This window comes from Rhodoferax bucti (assembly GCF_005876985.1).
GTDB classification, from domain to species: Bacteria; Pseudomonadota; Gammaproteobacteria; order Burkholderiales; family Burkholderiaceae_C; genus Allorhodoferax; species Allorhodoferax bucti.
Map to the genome: position 1 here is coordinate 482,377 of NZ_VAHD01000002.1, position 15,550 is coordinate 497,926.

Consider the following 15,550-nt stretch of genomic DNA (forward strand, 5'->3'; position numbering starts at 1 on the left):
AGGAGTGCCACCCCATGACGACCTCGGACTCGACTCCGACCCAGGGCCTGGACGTCGTTACGCAGCAAATGGCACTTTTGTACCAACAGTCGCCCTTGATGGTGGCTGTGTTTGATGTGAGCGATGTGCTCCGCTACGCCAACCCGGCGTTTCGCAACCTGTTTGAGGTAGCGCCTGACGAGCCTGCCACCTGGGCGGCGCTGATGCGCAAGGCCTATAAGCGCGGTGTGGGCACCGCCATACAAACCACAGACTTTGAGGCGTGGCTGGCCTCCGCGCGCTCGCGCCGGGGCAAGTTGCCTTACCGCGCGTTTGAAACCGATGTGCAAGACGGCCGCTGGTTTTGCATGACCGAAACAGTGAGCACCGAGGGCTGGATGCTGTGCGTGGCTTTTGAGACCACGCACTTCCAGGCCAGCAGCCGGCGCCTGCGGGTAGACCGCGATGTGGCGCTGCGCGCCGCGCAATCGGACCCGCTCACCGGCATCAGCAACCGCAGCCATGTGCTGCAGCAGCTGGAAACGCAGCTCGCCCAGCTCAGCACCCGGCAGCGCCCCTGCGGGCTGGTGATGCTGGACCTGGACCATTTCAAGCAGGTCAACGATACCTATGGCCATGTGGCCGGTGACGAGGTGCTGCGGCATTTTGCGCAGCTGGTGGCCAGTGCGCTGCGCCGTGAAGATGGCTTTGGCCGCTTGGGGGGTGAGGAGTTCATGCTGCTGGTGCCCAACATTGAGCCGGCGGATTTGGCCCACAAGGTCGATCAGCTGCTCGCGCAGGTGCGCCATGCCGCGCCGCTGGCGGAGGTACCGGCGTTCCGCTACACCTGCTCGGCAGGCTTGGTGATGCTCTCGCCCGAGAAGGACGCGATTCAAAACATCCGCGATGCCGACCGCGCCCTCTATGCCGCCAAGCGCAGTGGGCGCGACCGGTGGGAGTGGGCGAGCTGACTATTTGCCCGCGTCTTTGAGGTTGAGCCACAGGCGTTTGTCCGCCAGCGGGGTGGCGGGTGGCAGGGCGGGGTTGTTGAGCTTGAGCAGCGTGCGGTCTTTGAGCCTAGTGTGTTTGATGGTGTCGGCAAAGTACTCGTAAAACAGCGCGTCAAAACTGCCGTCAGCCAGGGCTTTTTGCAGGCCGCTCTCCAGGGCGCGGGCCAAAGCGGTGTCGCCCTTGCGCACAAAGAAATAGATGGCGGCCGGGTAGTAGAGCAGCAGGTGCTCGTCCACCACCAGTTGCGGGTGGCTGCCGCCTTCCAGCTCCTTGCTGATCTCCAGCACCGAGCGGGGAAAGTAGTCAAACCGGCCGCCCTCCAGCATGGAAAACAAGGCCTCGCGGGTGTTGCCGGTCAGCACCTGCAAGCCATTGCTTTGCAGAATAGCCACATCCGGCCAATCGTGCCCTTGGCCGGCGGTGTAGGGGGCCAGGTCTTCGAGTTGTTTCACGCCGGCCAGCATGTCTTTGTGTTGTGCGCGCAGCAGGGCAATGCGGTAGCCGAACAAGCCTTTGTCCAGCGGGATGCGGATGGGGTGCAACTGCGCTTCGCGCTCCAGCGAGGTCATGCTCCACATGAGGTTCACGCCCTTGCCATTCATGATGCGACTCACCGCTGCGCCCTGCGGGAGCGGCCGCTCGGAGGGGTGAATCTGGTACGGTACGCCCGACTTCTGCATGGCCAGGCCCAGCATGCGCAGGGGGTATTGCAAGCGGCCATCGCTGGTTGGCAGGTCGCGCGCGTAGGTGATGACCAGGGGCTCCGCCCCCACTGGTGCGGCCAGCCACGGCAGGCACGCCATGAGCGTGTGGAAGATCAACAGCCTAAGATTCATAGCGCCCTCCTGCGGCCCGGTGGTGCATGACATACGTCAATTCAGCGGCCATGCTAAACCTGTTGTACCGCTTGCGTAAGCCCCCTCAACCCTGTGTCCTCAGGCGGCGCAGGCATAAAAAAAGCGCACTGCAAGCAGTGCGCTTTTTGTGTCTGGGCAACTTGCGTTGCCCGGAGACGGAGTGTGATTAACGGATCACAGACACGGTGGACAGCTTGCCGCCCTTGACAGTCTTCAAGGTCAACGCGCCATTCAAGATGTCGCCCTTGTTGTCAAAGGAGATGTTGCCGGTCACGCCTTGGTAGTCTTTGGTAGCGGCCAACACAGGCAGGTATTTGGCGGGGTCGGAAGAACCTGCCTTAACCATAGCAGCCACCATGACCTTCACGCCGTCATACACGTAGGGTGCGTACACCTGCACTTCGGTACCGAAACGAGTCTTGAACTTGGATTTGAATTCGGTTTGAGCCTTTTCAAACTTGCTGCCTGGCTCCACACCACCGGCTTCCGCGCAGAACACTTGGTTGTCTGCGATGGAGTCGCCACCCAGCTTCACCAATTCAGTGGAGCAGATGCCGTCGCCGCCCATGAACTTGGCGTTGATGCCCAAGGACTTCATTTGACGCAGCATGGGGCCGGCAACAGCGTCCATACCGCCGAAGAACACGACGTCGGCTTTCTTGCCCTTGATGGTGGTCAAGATAGCGGAGAAGTCTGTGGCTTTGTCGGTTGTGAATTCTTTGGCAACCACGGTGCCGCCAGCGGCTTCCACGGCTTTGGTGAACTCTTGTGCCACGCCTTGGCCGTAAGCAGTACGGTCGTCGATCACGGCGATGGACTTGCCCTTCAATTCCTTGACAGCGTAGCGGCCCAATGTGCCGCCCAGTTGAGCATCGTCAGCCACCAAACGGAAGGCGGTCTTGAAGCCTTGGCGTGTGTACTTGGGGTTGGTAGCGGAAGGAGAAACTTGGGGGATGCCAGCGTCGGAGTAAATGCTGGAAGCTGGAATAGTGGTGCCGGAGTTCAAGTGACCCACCACGCCGGCCACTTTGGCGTCAGCCAACTTTTGGGCAACAGCGGTACCTTGCTTGGGGTCAGCGGCGTCGTCTTCAGTCATCAGCTTCAGGGTGACTTTTTTGCCACCGATGGTGACGCCGGCTGCGTTGAGTTCTTCCACGGCAAGGATTGCGCCGTTTTCGTTGTCCTTACCCAAGTGGGCGATAGCGCCACTGGTGGGGCCAACGTGAGCGATAGTGACAACCGCGTTCTGTGCGAAGGCCATACCGGTAGACAAGGCGATGGCTGCGGCTGCAACAATTTTCAACTTCATAAAAACTCCAAATTAAAAAAGTGTGAATAAATTTCTCACCAGGGCGAACATTAGCGCAAGTCTTGAAAGGTGAGCATCAGGCTTGTACTGATATGGTACTAGTATTCAAATGTCTAATGGATCATGAATTCGATTTCTCCCAAAACAGGGATTTCCCTAGGAGAAACGTCTTGAACTGGTGCCTGTGCTGAGCAAACCGCACTTTTCTGGTGCGGTTGCAGGGTCATTCGACCAGCGTGCGGGCGAAGCTGTTGATCGCTTCGACATCCGGTGGCAGGGTGGTGAAGGGCAAGCCTTCGCGAACCAGCGTGGCACGCAAGCCATGGTCCACTGAGCGGGCTTGTTCTTCGTCCTGAAAGCGGCCGGTGTGCACATATTTTTTGTCGCCGCGCTCCACCAGGATGTTCACGTTGTTGTGCTGCTTGTACCACTCCAGAATCTGCGCGCGGGTCTTGCCCACATCGCAAATGTTCTCAACGTAGTGCTCGTTGTAGTAGAGCACCTGGGGCAGTGAGCACTCAGTAATCAGGAACTGCACCTGCCCGTCCAGCAGGTTGAGCATCTCGTACTGGCGCTGGGCGATGAAGTACTGGTTTTTCAGCACCTCAAAGTTTTGCTGCCAGACGAGCGACTTGGCGTAGTCGGGAATGGTCTCCACGGTTTTATGGTGGAGGTTCAAAAACAGAATGATGGCAGCGGAGAACAGCGACTTGTCGCTCCCCGGCCCGCCAATGATGTTGATCACCTTGGTGGGGTAGAGGCGCATCTTGCTCTCGGGCAAGGTGTTGGGCACGGTGGTGTAGCGCAGTGTCATGCTGTTCTCCTCGGTGGTCAGGGGCCGGCCTATCGTGAGCCGGCTGAATTACCAGCTGTCGGACCGCATCTGGGATTCCCAGAGCCCTGCGTTGGCACTGTACACCCCGATCACGCCGTAGCGCTGCTCGCCCTTGTCGTCCCACTTCATGGAGCCGGTGACCGGGGCGTAGCCATCAATCTTTTTGAGGGCCGCCACGATGTCTTTGGACTTGGCAGACTCCCCGCGCCGGATGGCCGCCGCCAGCACGTACATGGCGTCGTAGGTGTAGTGGCCGGCGTAGGCGGGGTCTTTTTTGAACTTGGCGCGGTACTTGTCGAGGAAGGCCGCACCCGCGGTGAACTCGCGCGCATCCAGCACCGGTGAGGTGGCGTACAAGCCTTTCACCTGGTTGGAGCCCTTGAGCATGTCGGTGGTTTTGATGGTGTCGGCCCCCAGGATGGTGATGCCGGTGTAGCCGATCTTTTTGAGCGCCTCAATCACGGCGAGGATCTGGAAGTCGCTGGCGGTGGACACCAGCACCTGCACGTTTTCGGTCTTGAGCTTGGCGGCAAACTCGTCAAAGGCCACGGTCTTGTCGTCAAAACTTTGCTTGAAGACGATTTCTTTCTTTGCCAGCTTGAGCTGTGTTTCTGCGCCGGCGGCCAGGTCTTTGCCATAGGGGGTGCCATCGTCTTGCAGGGCGTAGCGGGTGCCGCTGAATTGCGAGGCCGAGTAGCTGCCAATGGCCTTGGCCTGCAAGGTGTCGTTGGCTACCAGGCGGAAGGTGGTGTCCAGCCCGAGCTGGGTGAACTTGGGGTTGGTGGAGATGGCCAGTTGCGGAATGCCCTGGGCTGCGTACACCGGCGCGGCGGCAATGCTGACGCCCGAGTTCAGGTGCCCGATGACGGCCACCACCCCGGCCTCCACCAGTTGCTGGGCCACCTCTTTGCCGGTGTCGGGGCTGGCTTTGTCGTCAACCGACACCACTTCAAACTGCAGCGGTTTGCCCTTGAGTTTGTAGCCCTCTTTGTTGAGCTCCTCAACCGCCATGGTCACGCCATTGAGCAAGTCCTGCCCCAGTGCCGCGAGATTGCCGGAGAGGGGTTGGGCCACCCCGATCTTGATCACGGCCGGCGTGCTGTCGCAGCCCTGCAGCAAGGTCGCAGAGGCCGCAGCCGTCACAGAGAGCAAACGCAGCGTTTGGCGGCGGGAGAGGTTCAAAGGCATGAGAAGTGTCCTGATGAAGCGATGGCGCATTGTAGGGAGCAATGCCTCGCAACCACCGTGCCACCAGGCGCTGGTTTACCCGCAGAGTGGCACCGCCGATACCCTGTGCAGCCGCCCTTACATGGCCTTGAAACGCGGTGCGTAGAGCCGGCTCACGGCCAGCGTCTCGCTGCGGCCGCGCAGGCGCAGGTGCATGCGGCCGGCCTCGTCGCGGCTCACCGTGTCGATGGCCATGGCCCGCACCACGGTGCCGCGGTGCACTTGCCAGAACACCAGCGGGTCCAGCTGGGGCAGCAGGTCTTTGAGGGCGGTGCGCAGCAGGTACTCGCGCTGGGCGGTCAGCACGCGCAAATATTTGTCGGCCGCCTCCAGATACAGCACCTCGTCCACCGGCACGAGGTGGATCTGGCTGCCCACGCTGGCTTGCAGCACCTGCAACGGTGCCACTGGTGCCACCGGTGCCGCTCCTGCGATGGGGCCTGCGGTAGCGTGGGCTTGCAGCAGACCGCGCAGCTGGGTGAGTGCGGCTTCCAGCGCCGGGTCGGTGTGCGTTGCTGGTAGTGTGCCTGCTATGGTTTCAGGAGCTGCTTGCGCACGTTCTGCAAGCGCTAGCTGCAGTTTGGATACGGTTTTGAGCAACCGGGCTGGCTGCACCGGTTTGAGCAGGTAGTCCACCGCCTGGGCTTCAAAGGCTTGCACGGCGTACTGGTCGTAAGCCGTCACAAACACCAGGGCGGGAAAGGGTTGCTGCGGCGCGTGGGCCGGCGGCCACAGGTCGGCCAGCTCCAGCGCGGCGTCCAGCCCGCTGAGGCCGGGCATGCGGATGTCAAAAAACAGCAGCTGCGGTGCCAGCTCCAGCGTGGCTTGCACGGCCGAGGCGCCATCGCCCACGGTGCGCAGCACCTGCAGATCGGGCCAGGCGCGGGCCAGCTCGGCTTGCAAGGCCTGGGCCAGCAGGGGCTCGTCTTCAGCAATCAGGGCGGTGGGCATGGCGATGTCAGGTTTTTAAGGGAAAAGTGATGCTGGCGCTCATGCCACCTGCGGGAGCAGCTATTAAAACCATAGCGCCTTGCGGGCCGTAGGTGGTAGCCAGGCGCTCGCGCACCTGTTGCAGCCCGAAGCCGTGGCCTGCGGCCTCGCCGGTGGGGGGCTGGAGGCGGGCGGGGTCTGCGCCCAAGCCGGTGTCTTGCACCTCTAGCGTTAGCAAACCATGGGCGGTGCGCGCACTCACGCAGATGCTGCCGCCCTCCACCTTGGGCTCCAGCCCGTGTTGGATGCTGTTTTCCACCAGCGGTTGCAGCAGCAGGGGCGGCACCGGCTGCGTGCGCAGGGCGTCCGGCAGCTCCAAGCGGAACTGCAGGCGCGGGCCCATGCGGATGGCCATGAGCTCCAGGTAGTCTTGCAGGCGGGCAAACTCGTCGGCCAGGGTGTGGCTGCTGCTGCCGGCGGGTGTGCGCGAGGCAGACAGGGTGGCCCGCAGGTAGGCAATCAGGTGGTCCAGCATGGTTTGCGCGCGCTGCGGGTCCAGGGCAATCAGCACCCGCAGGTTGGCCAGGGTGTTGAACAGCATGTGCGGCTCCAGCTGGGCTTCGAGCAGCTTGAGCTGGGCTTCGCTGGCCTGACGACGCGCTGCCTCCAGGTGCTGGCGCTCGGCAGCCAGCTGCTCGCGGCTCACAAACACCCAGCTGATGATGCCGCCCGCCACCAGGCTCACAAACAGCATGCCCCAGGCCATGCGGGGCGTTTGCTTCCAGTATTGGAACGAGGTGGTGCCCAGCAACAAGTCGGTAAATAAATGCCCGGTGAAGTAGCCCAGCACCACCGCCACCGGCACGATCAGCAGCAGCCGGTGCACATGCTCATGCCAGTTGCCCACCAGCACATGGTTGGCCCCCTCGATGTAGGCCCAAATGCTGATGCCGATGCACTGCGAATACACCAGGTTCAGCCCGAGCTCGTGGTTGTCAAACAGGGTGATGGCGATGGCGATCACAGTGTTGAGTGCCAGCACCTTCAGGCCGCGCAGGGCCAGCGCGTGGGTGAAAAAGGGTCGCATAGGTGGCAGAGTATGCCGCTTGCTGCGCGCGTATTACCAAGGGTCGCGCTGCGCTTCCAAGCGCTGGCGCTCCCGCTGGAGTACCGTCTGGTAGAGGCTCACATCGTGCAGCTTGAGCCAGACCACGGCGCCATGCACCGCCAAGCCTATGCTCCAGCCGGCGGCCGGAAAGAGCGGCGCACCACGGCCATGTAGCGCTGCCAGCAGGGCCAACCCGGCATTGACGAGCACGAACACGGCGGCGTGCAGATACCAACCCATGCGGGCGCTGGCGCGTTTGCGGGCCAGTTGGTCGAGTTCTTCGGGGGTGAGGGGGGTCAAGGCGTTCATGGAGTGCTCCGGTGGATGTGGTGTTTTACAAAAGGCCCAGCCACTGGCCCCAGACCAATTGGCCCAGGTAGCGGCCGGGCAGCAGGGTGAACAGGCCGGCGCCCACGCAGCCGCCGAAATACAGCCCGCGCATGTGCTTGCGGTGCAGCGCAATCTCGCCCTGCAACAGCGCCCGGAAGGCCTTGTACAGGCCCCACAGCACCAGCGGCACAAACAGGTGAATCCAGGTGTAGCCGGCCAGGTTGAATTGCAGGTAGTCGCGGATAAAGAGGGCGCTCAGTGCGGTCGCCAGCATCAGCGTCACCCAGGCATAGCCCGCTGCCCGGTGCAGGCGGCTGCGCTGCACCCGGCCCTGGCGGGCCCACAGCGCCACCGGGCCAAGGAGCACGGCGGCGAGTGCGGCAGTCATGTGAATGGCAATAACAGGGCTGAGTGGCATGGCAAGGCTCCGGTGAGGCGTTGGCCGCACTGTGCCCGGGCGCCGCTTGCGCCGCCAGCCGCATGCGACAGACCGCCGTTTGCGGGGTGCGAAATGCAGAGCGCGCGCGTGAATGGGCCCAAACAGGCGTGCACGGCAGCCCCGGCACTGCCCGTGGCGGGGTCTTAAGCCGGGCGCAATCTGTCTGCCATACGGCCTTCCTAAAATCGGGGCATGAATACACAACGCATAGGGGCCGCCGTGGTCTTGGTGGCCGCCATGGGCGCGGGCGCCTGGTGGTGGGCGCAGCAGTCCGGCACGGGCCGGGTCGAGTACCGCACCGCCGCCATCACGCGGGGCAACCTGCAGGCCACGGTCGCCGCCAGTGGCGCCGTGAGCCCGGTGGCGCAGGTGAGTGTGGGCACCCAGGTGAGCGGGCAGATCCGCGACGTGCTGGTGGATTTCAACAGCGAAGTCAAAGCCGGCCAGCTGATTGCCCAGATCGACCCCGAGACCTTTGAATACCGTGTGCGCAGCGCCCAGGCCGATGTGGATGCTGCCCGCGCCGCCGTGCTGACCGCGCAGGCGAACGCGCTGGCCGCACAAACCCAGGTGTCGCGCGCGCAGGTGGACCTGGACGAAGCCCGCCGCGACTCCGACCGCAAACAAAGCTTGGCCGACAAGCAGTTCATCGCCACCAGCGAGGCCGACAAGGCCCGTGCTTTGGTGAACACCAGCCTGGAGGCCATGAAGAGCGTGCAGGCCCAGGTAGGCGTGGCGCAGGCGCAGGTCAAGACTGCGCAGGCCAATGTGGCCCAGCGCGAGGCCGCGTTGGCGCAGGCACGTATCGACCTGGCCCGCACCCGCATTACGTCCCCCGTGAACGGCATTGTGATCAAGCGCACCATCGAGCGCGGCCAGACGGTGGCCAGCAGCCTGCAGGCGCCTGAGCTGTTTGTGATTGCCCAGAACCTCTCGGACATGCAGGTAGAAGCTGCGATTGACGAAAGCGATGTGGGCCGCCTGCAAACCGGCCAGAAGGCGAGCTTTACGGTGGATGCCTTCCCCGGCCAGACCTTTGAGGGCAGCATCCGCCAAGTGCGCAAGGCGGCCACCAACGTGGCGAATGTGGTGACCTATGTGGCCATCGTCGGCTTCAAGAACGAAGGCGGCAAGCTGCTGCCCGGCATGACGGCCAATGTGCGTGTGATTACCGACCAGCGCGACAAAGCGCTCAAGGTGCCCAACGCCGCATTGCGCATGCGCATTGAGGGTGTGGGCGCGCCGGCGGGCGCGCGTGGGCAAGGCAAGGGCCGGGTCTACACCCTGGGTGCCGATGGCAAACCGGAGGTGCTCGCCGTGCGCATTGGTGTGAGTGATGGCAGCAGCACCGAAGTGCTGGAGGGCGGTGAAGGTGGCTCTGCATTGGCAGAGGGCACCGAGGTGATCACCGGCATCAAAAACGCGGCGACGGCCAAGGCCGGCGGGGCAGGTGGGAATGGCCCACGCCCGCCGTTCTGAGGCGACAAGCATGCTGATTTCGGCCCGCGAGCTGACCAAAACCTACGCCATGGGCGACCAGACGGTGCACGCCCTGCGCGGCGTGTCGCTGGACATTGCCGAGGGCGAAATGGTGGCCATCATGGGGACGTCGGGCTCGGGCAAATCGACCTTGATGAACATTTTGGGTTGTCTGGACCAGCCCGGCAGCGGCAGTTACCTCTTGGCCGGCGAAGCCGTGCAGGACATGGCGCCGGATGCGCTGGCCTCCATCCGCAACCGGCGCATCGGCTTTGTGTTCCAGCAGTTCAACCTGCTGGCCCGTACCAGCGCGCTGGAAAATGTGGAGCTGCCCATGGTGTACGCCGGCATCAAGGCGCCCGAGCGCCACGCCCGCGCGCTGGAAGCGCTGCAGCGCGTGGGGTTGGACGAGCGCGCGCACCACACTCCCGCTGAGTTATCGGGCGGACAGCAGCAGCGGGTGGCCATTGCGCGTGCGCTGGTGAACCGGCCGCAGCTCATCCTGGCCGATGAGCCCACCGGTGCGCTGGACTCGGAAACCAGCGAAGACATCATGCAACTGCTCACCGACCTCAACCGCCAAGGCATGACCGTGGTGCTGGTGACCCACGAACCCGACATCGCCGCCTGGGCCCGCCGCAAGCTGGTCTTCAAGGACGGCCGCATGGTGGAAGACACGGTGCAGGCGGGGGCTCCGAAATGAATTTTTTTGCGGCATTGCGCAGCGCCTGGCGGTCCCTCGCGGCCAACACCCTGCGCAGCTTTTTGACCATGCTGGGCATCATCATCGGGGTGGCGGCGGTGATCACCATGATTGCAGTGGGCCGGGGTGCGACCGACCGGGTGCAGGAGCAGATGAAGGGGCTGGGCTCCAACATCATGCTGGTGCTGCCCGGCGGCGTGTCGCAAGCCGGTGTGCGCCTGGGAGCACAGACCCGCCAGCGACTGACCGAAGAAGACGCCACCGCCATCGGACTCGAGATTCCCGAGGTGCAGGTGGCAGCACCCACGTCGCGCACCAGCGGGCAGCTGGTGTTCGGCAACACCAATTGGAGCTCCACCATCTTCGGGGCAAATAACGACTATCTGGAAGCGCGCGACTGGCCGCTGGCCACCGGCCGCATGTTCGATGCAGGCGAGCTGGCCGGCTCCGCCAAGGTGGCCTGGATAGGCAGCACGGTGGCGCGCGAACTGTTCGGCGACCAGGATCCGGTGGAACAAGTCATCCGGGTGCGCAACATCCCGATGACGGTGATCGGTGTGTTGGCGCCCAAGGGCCAGAACTCCATGGGGCAGGATCAGGACGACGTGGTCATGGTGCCGCTGGGGACGCTGCGCAACCGTATCTGGGGCGGCGACGCCACCAGCCGGCTCAAGCGCGTGGGCAGCATCAGCGTGAAGGTTCGCGAAGGTCAGGACATGCGGGCGGTGGAAGACAGCATCAAGGACTTGCTGCGCCAGCGCTTCAAGGTGCAGGAAGGCACGGACGATCCCTTCGTGGTGCGCAACCTCACCGAGATCTTGCAGGCGCAGGAGGAGAGCAGCCGCGTCATGACCTTGTTGCTGGCGGCCGTGGCGGGCATCAGCCTGGTGATTGGTGGCATCGGCATCATGAACATCATGCTGGTCAGCGTGACCGAGCGCACCCGCGAGATCGGGCTGCGCATGGCGGTGGGCGCGCGGGGGCGCGACATCCTGGCGCAATTCCTGATTGAGGCGGTGACCTTGAGCCTGCTGGGCGGTGCGATCGGGGTGGCGTTCGGGGCGCTGGCCACCTGGGGTGTGGGACACTTCGCAGGGTGGCAAGTGAGCTTGAGCGCCGGCTCGGTGCTGTTGGCAGTGGGGTTTTCGGCGGTGGTGGGCGTGTTTTTTGGCTACTACCCGGCGCGCCGGGCGGCGAAGCTGTTGCCCATTCAAGCTTTGCGTTACGAGTGATTGTGGTGATGCAGTTGCTATGAATAAGTGAGCTGCTCGCGCATATTGCACGTGCGCTAGAAGCCTATTTTTTTTGAATATCAGGGAGAAGTGTTTTGGATATTGCGTTGTTGATCAAGGCCGCCATCATGGGTGTGGTGGAAGGGCTGACCGAGTTTTTGCCGATTTCCAGCACCGGTCATTTGATTCTGGCGGGTTCTCTTTTGGACTTTGCCGACGCCAAGGCCAAGGTGTTTGACATTGCCATCCAGACCGGCGCCATCTTTGCCGTGATTTTGGTGTACTGGCAAAAAATCCGCGACACGCTGGTGGCCCTGCCCACCGAGAAGGCAGCTCAGCGGTTTGCGCTGAATGTGCTGATCGGCTTTTTGCCCGCCGTGGTGCTGGGCTTGCTCTTCGGCAAGGCCATCAAGGCGCATTTGTTCACCCCGGCGGTGGTGGCCACCACCTTCATTGTGGGGGGCTTCATCATTCTGTGGGCGGAGCGTCGTCAGCAGCTGGACCGCTACAAGCCAACCTCAATTTCTGGTGATGTCATTGACATGACTAAAGAGGCCGGCTCAATCCGCATTCACAGCGTGGACGACATGACCGCGCTGGACGCTCTCAAGGTCGGTCTGGTGCAGTGCCTGGCCATGATTCCGGGCACCAGCCGCAGTGGCTCCACCATCATCGGGGGCATGTTGCTGGGCCTGTCCCGCAAGGCGGCGACCGATTTCTCGTTCTTTCTGGCGATTCCCACCTTGATAGGCGCGGGCGCCTACAGCCTCTACAAAGAGCGAGCGCTGCTGTCGATGGCAGATGCGCCCATGTTCCTCGTAGGTCTGGTGTTCTCATTCATCAGCGCCTGGCTGTGCGTGCGCTGGTTGCTCAAGTTCATCTCCACCCACAGCTTTGTGGGCTTTGCCTACTACCGTATCGTGTTTGGCATCGTGGTGCTCGCCACCGCATGGAGCGGGCTGGTGGTGTGGGCGGACTGAGGCAGCACGCCGCATGAGCAAGGGCCGCAAATGCGGCCCTTTTTTATGGGTGCAGGGGCGTTTATTTGGCGCTGCGGCCCAGCGCCTTGTTGGCCGCTTGCAGAAACAGGGTTTGGTCGCCCGGGCGGTCGATGTGCCGCGCCAGTGCCTGGATGACTGAGGTGGCGTCAGCGTGCCGAGTGGATTCTTTGCGCACCAGCGTGCGTGCCAGCGGGCCGATGTAGAGGCTGAGTGCCTTCTCAATGGCACCTACTTGGTCGGGGTTCAGGCCTTGCAAGCCGGAGACTGTGGTGCTCGCGCCTGTGGCCGGCGCTGTGGTGCTGGGTGTGCCGGAAGGCGGCCAGGCCGGGTCCAGGGTGTTGCCGGTGCCGCGCAAGGCGCTGTTGGCGTCCACGGTGGAGGCACCCCAGGTGCGGGTCGGGCTGCCGGTGGTGGCGGACTTGCCGGCTACCTTCGGCCGGGCGAAATTTTCGCGCGCCACCGGGTCCTGGATGGAGATGGACAGCAACTCCCGCAGCGCCTGCGCATCGGCATAGCGCGCTTGGGCCTTGCGCACCAGCACCTGGGCCAGCGGGCCGATGGCTTTGGTGAGTTCCGCCTCGATCGCTTGGAGTTGCGCCGGCTCTACCCCCGCCTGCACGGTGGTCGTGGTGGCCGCCAAGGGGGCCTGCACCGCGGGCTGCTGTGAAGGCGGTTGCGCAGGGGAGGGCGTTGCGTGGGGCTGTGCGTGCGCCACCACTGTGCGCACCGCATTGGTGTCCACCAGCGCATAAATTTCGTGGGGGCGCTTGTGCTTGTCAAAGCGCGGGCCCAGGTACTCGAACATGCGGTCTGCACCATCGCTGATGCGCGAGATCACATCGAAATACGCCCGCGACACGGTGATCTGGTTGGCGCTGGAGAAGTCCATGATGCGCTGCGCCACGTTGATGCCGTCGCCCACCACATTCACCCGGTTGTTGATGTCCATGAGCATGCGCACCGGGCCCATGTGCAGGCCCACGCGCATCGAGAGCTTTTGCCCGTACTTCTGCACCAGCAGGTCGCGCAGGATGAGCGCCGAGCGCAGCGCCTCTTCGGGGTCACCCAGAAAGCAGATGGCCGCACCGTCGCCGGTGTCGAGCAGGATGCGAGACATCGGATCCACCCCGCCGATGGCTTTGTTGATCAGCTCGTTGAACAGGGTTTTGATCGCCACCTGCTGGTCCACCGAGTGGGTGGAGTAGGCCACCAAGTCCAGAAACATGATGGTGCCCATCACGTTCTTGCGCAGGGCATCTTCGGCCTGCACGCTGCTGGTGCCTGAGGGCAGTTGCACGGTGGAGGCCACAGGGGCGTTGGCGACGGGTCGCGTCAGCACCTGGGTTACCACATGCTCGGACTGCTGCAGCACGGTGCGGAAGGCCTTGACGTTGCGGGGGCGCAGGGTTTCGTCAGGGGTCAGGGCCCAGTCGATGGCCTGCAGCAACTGCTCGCCAAATACCGCGCGGCTGCCCAGCTTGGAGGCTTTGGGCATGGCATCGTCCCGCACGCGCGAGGCGGATTCCATGGGCTTTTTGCCGGTAGTGATCCAGTACATCACCGCGCCCAGCGAATACAGGTCCGTCCACGGGCCCTGGTTGCCACGGCTGTGGTACTGCTCAAACGGTGCAAAACCGGGGCTGACGATGTTGGTCACATCGCTGTCCGGCGTGACCCGACGCGCGGCGCCGAAGTCCAGCAGCACCGGGCTGCCGTCGGCGCGGATGTAGATGTTGTCAGGCTTGATATCGCGGTGCAGGAACTCCAGCTTGTGCACCGCGTCCAGCCCATCCAAGAGGGGGTAGACGATGCGCAGCAGCGCGGCCTGGTCGAGGTCGCGGTTTTGCGACAGCCACTTGGGTAAGGGCTGGCCCGACTCGTACTCCATGACGATGTAGGCGGTGCCGTTGGCCTTGAAGTAGCGCAGCACCCGCACGATGTGGGGGTGGCGGAAAGACGCCAGCGTGCGGGCCTCGTCAATAAAGCGCTCCAGGCCCCATTGGAATTGGCCATCGGCATCTTCATTGCGGCCCAGCACTTCGTGCTGGGCACCGCGCACCACCAGGCTGGACGGGAAGAACTCTTTGATCGCTACCGGCAGTTGCAGGTTAGTGTCCTGCGCCAGGTAGGTGATGCCGAAGCCCCCGCCACCCAGCACCTTGTCGATGCGGTACTCCAGCACCGACTGGCCGGGCTCCAGTGCGGCGACGTCTTCCCGTCTGTCGGAGGTCACGCGTCGCGCTCAATCATTTGCATGGCCTTGTCCAAGCTGCGGCGCATGCGGTTGAAGGCACTGCCCAGCACCGACATTTCGTCGGTGCCTTTTTCGGCAAACTCAGGCACGTCAAAGTCGCCGGTGCTGATCTTGTCGGCGGCACCCGCCATGGCGCGAATCGGCTGGACAATGAGCCAGCTCAGCATCAGGTTCAGCACCACAAACACCACAAAGAACACGCCGGCCAGCGAGAGCATGAAGGTGTTGAGCGCACGGTCTGCATTGCGGATGGCAATTTCCATGGGCACGGTCACCACCTGCGCGCCGATGACTTCGTTGTGCTTCCAGCCGAAGCCGTTGGCTTCGCCATATACCTTGAGCATGCTGGCAGGGGCGGCGGCGGGTACGCTGTGGCAGGCCAGGCAGGCGGCATTGCTGATCTGGATAGGCTTGGCGATGTAAAGCTGGCGGCCGGTGGCGCCCATGCGCTCGGAGATCAGCTCTTTGGCATCGCTGGACTGGCGGAATTGCTGCACCAAGTCAGCTTCCCAATCGGTGGCGCGGTCCCGGGGGTTGGTGGGGTTGAGGGTGGCTTCCTTGTAGCTGTAGTCGGGGTATTTCTTTTGCACGTGCGCCAGCGTTTCGGTGGCTGCATAGGCCGGCACGGTTTGTGGCAAAAAGACTTCAGCCAGTTGCGGGTCCAGCTGGGGCTTGATTTGCTCCACGGTGTAGGAGCGCACCGCAATCGCGGTGTCCATGAGCAGGCGGGCGTTGCGGATGACCTCATCCCGCGCGTTTTCCTGCAAGAGCTGGCGGGACATCATGCTGGCCGCTGCAAACCCCACCAGAAACACGGTGATCAGCACCAGATTGAATTTGAGTCGCAGTCCCATAT

Annotated in this window: 15 protein-coding genes; 5 read left to right on the plus strand and 10 right to left on the minus strand. The window is 63.2% G+C overall.

The window, feature by feature from the left end; genetic code table 11:
• The first annotated feature begins 14 nt into the window (after positions 1–14).
• Positions 15–950 carry a sensor domain-containing diguanylate cyclase gene (locus tag FDM28_RS08900; RefSeq protein WP_206021940.1) on the plus strand — a complete coding sequence of 312 codons (936 nt, stop codon included), beginning with the start codon at positions 15–17 and terminating at the stop codon, positions 948–950.
• On the opposite strand, the gene FDM28_RS08905 is transcribed toward FDM28_RS08900, so the two are convergent.
• The 8 genes from FDM28_RS08905 to FDM28_RS08940 all read right to left on the minus strand — a co-directional run bounded on the left by FDM28_RS08905 (position 951) and on the right by FDM28_RS08940 (position 8,004).
• A complete protein-coding gene (locus tag FDM28_RS08905) occupies positions 951–1,826 on the minus strand; it encodes a substrate-binding periplasmic protein (protein ID WP_170211682.1) in 876 nt (291 codons plus the stop codon).
• A 187-nt stretch (positions 1,827–2,013) separates the two neighbouring features.
• Positions 2,014–3,156, minus strand: coding sequence for a branched-chain amino acid ABC transporter substrate-binding protein (locus FDM28_RS08910; protein WP_138514798.1), 1,143 nt, complete (start codon positions 3,154–3,156; stop codon positions 2,014–2,016).
• A gap of 223 nt (positions 3,157–3,379) precedes the next feature.
• Positions 3,380–3,970 carry a hypothetical protein gene (locus tag FDM28_RS08915; protein WP_138514799.1) on the minus strand — a complete coding sequence of 197 codons (591 nt, stop codon included), beginning with the start codon at positions 3,968–3,970 and terminating at the stop codon, positions 3,380–3,382.
• 48 nt (positions 3,971–4,018) lie between these two features.
• Complete coding sequence (locus tag FDM28_RS08920; protein WP_138514800.1) at positions 4,019–5,179, minus strand: branched-chain amino acid ABC transporter substrate-binding protein; 1,161 nt, start codon at positions 5,177–5,179, stop codon at positions 4,019–4,021.
• 117 nt (positions 5,180–5,296) lie between these two features.
• A complete protein-coding gene (locus FDM28_RS08925) occupies positions 5,297–6,169 on the minus strand; it encodes a LytR/AlgR family response regulator transcription factor (RefSeq protein ID WP_138514801.1) in 873 nt (290 codons plus the stop codon).
• Between the two features lie 7 nt (positions 6,170–6,176).
• Entirely contained in the window at positions 6,177–7,235 is a 1,059-nt protein-coding gene (locus tag FDM28_RS08930; protein ID WP_138514802.1) for a sensor histidine kinase, read from the minus strand.
• A 33-nt stretch (positions 7,236–7,268) separates the two neighbouring features.
• Positions 7,269–7,565: a 2TM domain-containing protein gene (locus FDM28_RS08935; RefSeq protein WP_138514803.1), complete on the minus strand. Its 297-nt coding sequence runs from the start codon at positions 7,563–7,565 to the stop codon at positions 7,269–7,271.
• A gap of 25 nt (positions 7,566–7,590) precedes the next feature.
• A complete protein-coding gene (locus FDM28_RS08940; RefSeq protein WP_138514804.1) occupies positions 7,591–8,004 on the minus strand; it encodes a DUF2306 domain-containing protein in 414 nt (137 codons plus the stop codon).
• Between the two features lie 213 nt (positions 8,005–8,217).
• Here FDM28_RS08940 and FDM28_RS08945 point away from each other — a divergent pair, with 213 nt between their 5' ends.
• From FDM28_RS08945 to FDM28_RS08960, 4 genes are all read left to right on the plus strand, one after another.
• On the plus strand, positions 8,218–9,504 hold the full coding sequence (locus FDM28_RS08945) for an efflux RND transporter periplasmic adaptor subunit (protein WP_138514805.1): 1,287 nt from the start codon (positions 8,218–8,220) through the stop codon (positions 9,502–9,504).
• A 10-nt stretch (positions 9,505–9,514) separates the two neighbouring features.
• Positions 9,515–10,207, plus strand: coding sequence for an ABC transporter ATP-binding protein (locus tag FDM28_RS08950; protein ID WP_206021941.1), 693 nt, complete (start codon positions 9,515–9,517; stop codon positions 10,205–10,207).
• Entirely contained in the window at positions 10,204–11,439 is a 1,236-nt protein-coding gene (locus tag FDM28_RS08955) for an ABC transporter permease (RefSeq protein WP_138514806.1), read from the plus strand. Before FDM28_RS08950 ends, FDM28_RS08955 begins: the two co-directional genes overlap by 4 nt.
• Positions 11,440–11,534: 95 nt before the next feature.
• Entirely contained in the window at positions 11,535–12,419 is an 885-nt protein-coding gene (locus tag FDM28_RS08960) for an undecaprenyl-diphosphate phosphatase (RefSeq protein ID WP_138514807.1), read from the plus strand.
• 61 nt (positions 12,420–12,480) lie between these two features.
• Here the strand turns inward: FDM28_RS08960 and FDM28_RS18115 are convergent, their stop codons facing one another.
• Both FDM28_RS18115 and FDM28_RS08970 read right to left on the minus strand, forming a co-directional pair.
• Complete coding sequence (locus tag FDM28_RS18115; protein WP_138514808.1) at positions 12,481–14,673, minus strand: protein kinase domain-containing protein; 2,193 nt, start codon at positions 14,671–14,673, stop codon at positions 12,481–12,483.
• Entirely contained in the window at positions 14,670–15,548 is an 879-nt protein-coding gene (locus FDM28_RS08970) for a c-type heme family protein (protein WP_138514809.1), read from the minus strand. Before FDM28_RS08970 ends, FDM28_RS18115 begins: the two co-directional genes overlap by 4 nt.
• Positions 15,549–15,550: the final 2 nt, after the last annotated feature.

Coding starts and splice junctions, on each gene's coding strand:
- FDM28_RS08910 (WP_138514798.1), bottom strand. CDS start 3,156: ATGAAGTTGAAAATTGTTGCAGCCGCAGCCATCGCCTTGTCTACCGGT.
- FDM28_RS08930 (WP_138514802.1), bottom strand. CDS start 7,235: ATGCGACCCTTTTTCACCCACGCGCTGGCCCTGCGCGGCCTGAAGGTG.
- FDM28_RS08940 (WP_138514804.1), bottom strand. CDS start 8,004: ATGCCACTCAGCCCTGTTATTGCCATTCACATGACTGCCGCACTCGCC.
- FDM28_RS08915 (WP_138514799.1), bottom strand. CDS start 3,970: ATGACACTGCGCTACACCACCGTGCCCAACACCTTGCCCGAGAGCAAG.
- FDM28_RS08950 (WP_206021941.1), top strand. CDS start 9,515: ATGCTGATTTCGGCCCGCGAGCTGACCAAAACCTACGCCATGGGCGAC.
- FDM28_RS08905 (WP_170211682.1), bottom strand. CDS start 1,826: ATGAATCTTAGGCTGTTGATCTTCCACACGCTCATGGCGTGCCTGCCG.
- FDM28_RS08935 (WP_138514803.1), bottom strand. CDS start 7,565: ATGAACGCCTTGACCCCCCTCACCCCCGAAGAACTCGACCAACTGGCC.
- FDM28_RS08955 (WP_138514806.1), top strand. CDS start 10,204: ATGAATTTTTTTGCGGCATTGCGCAGCGCCTGGCGGTCCCTCGCGGCC.
- FDM28_RS08970 (WP_138514809.1), bottom strand. CDS start 15,548: ATGGGACTGCGACTCAAATTCAATCTGGTGCTGATCACCGTGTTTCTG.
- FDM28_RS08925 (WP_138514801.1), bottom strand. CDS start 6,169: ATGCCCACCGCCCTGATTGCTGAAGACGAGCCCCTGCTGGCCCAGGCC.
- FDM28_RS08900 (WP_206021940.1), top strand. CDS start 15: ATGACGACCTCGGACTCGACTCCGACCCAGGGCCTGGACGTCGTTACG.
- FDM28_RS08945 (WP_138514805.1), top strand. CDS start 8,218: ATGAATACACAACGCATAGGGGCCGCCGTGGTCTTGGTGGCCGCCATG.
- FDM28_RS08920 (WP_138514800.1), bottom strand. CDS start 5,179: ATGCCTTTGAACCTCTCCCGCCGCCAAACGCTGCGTTTGCTCTCTGTG.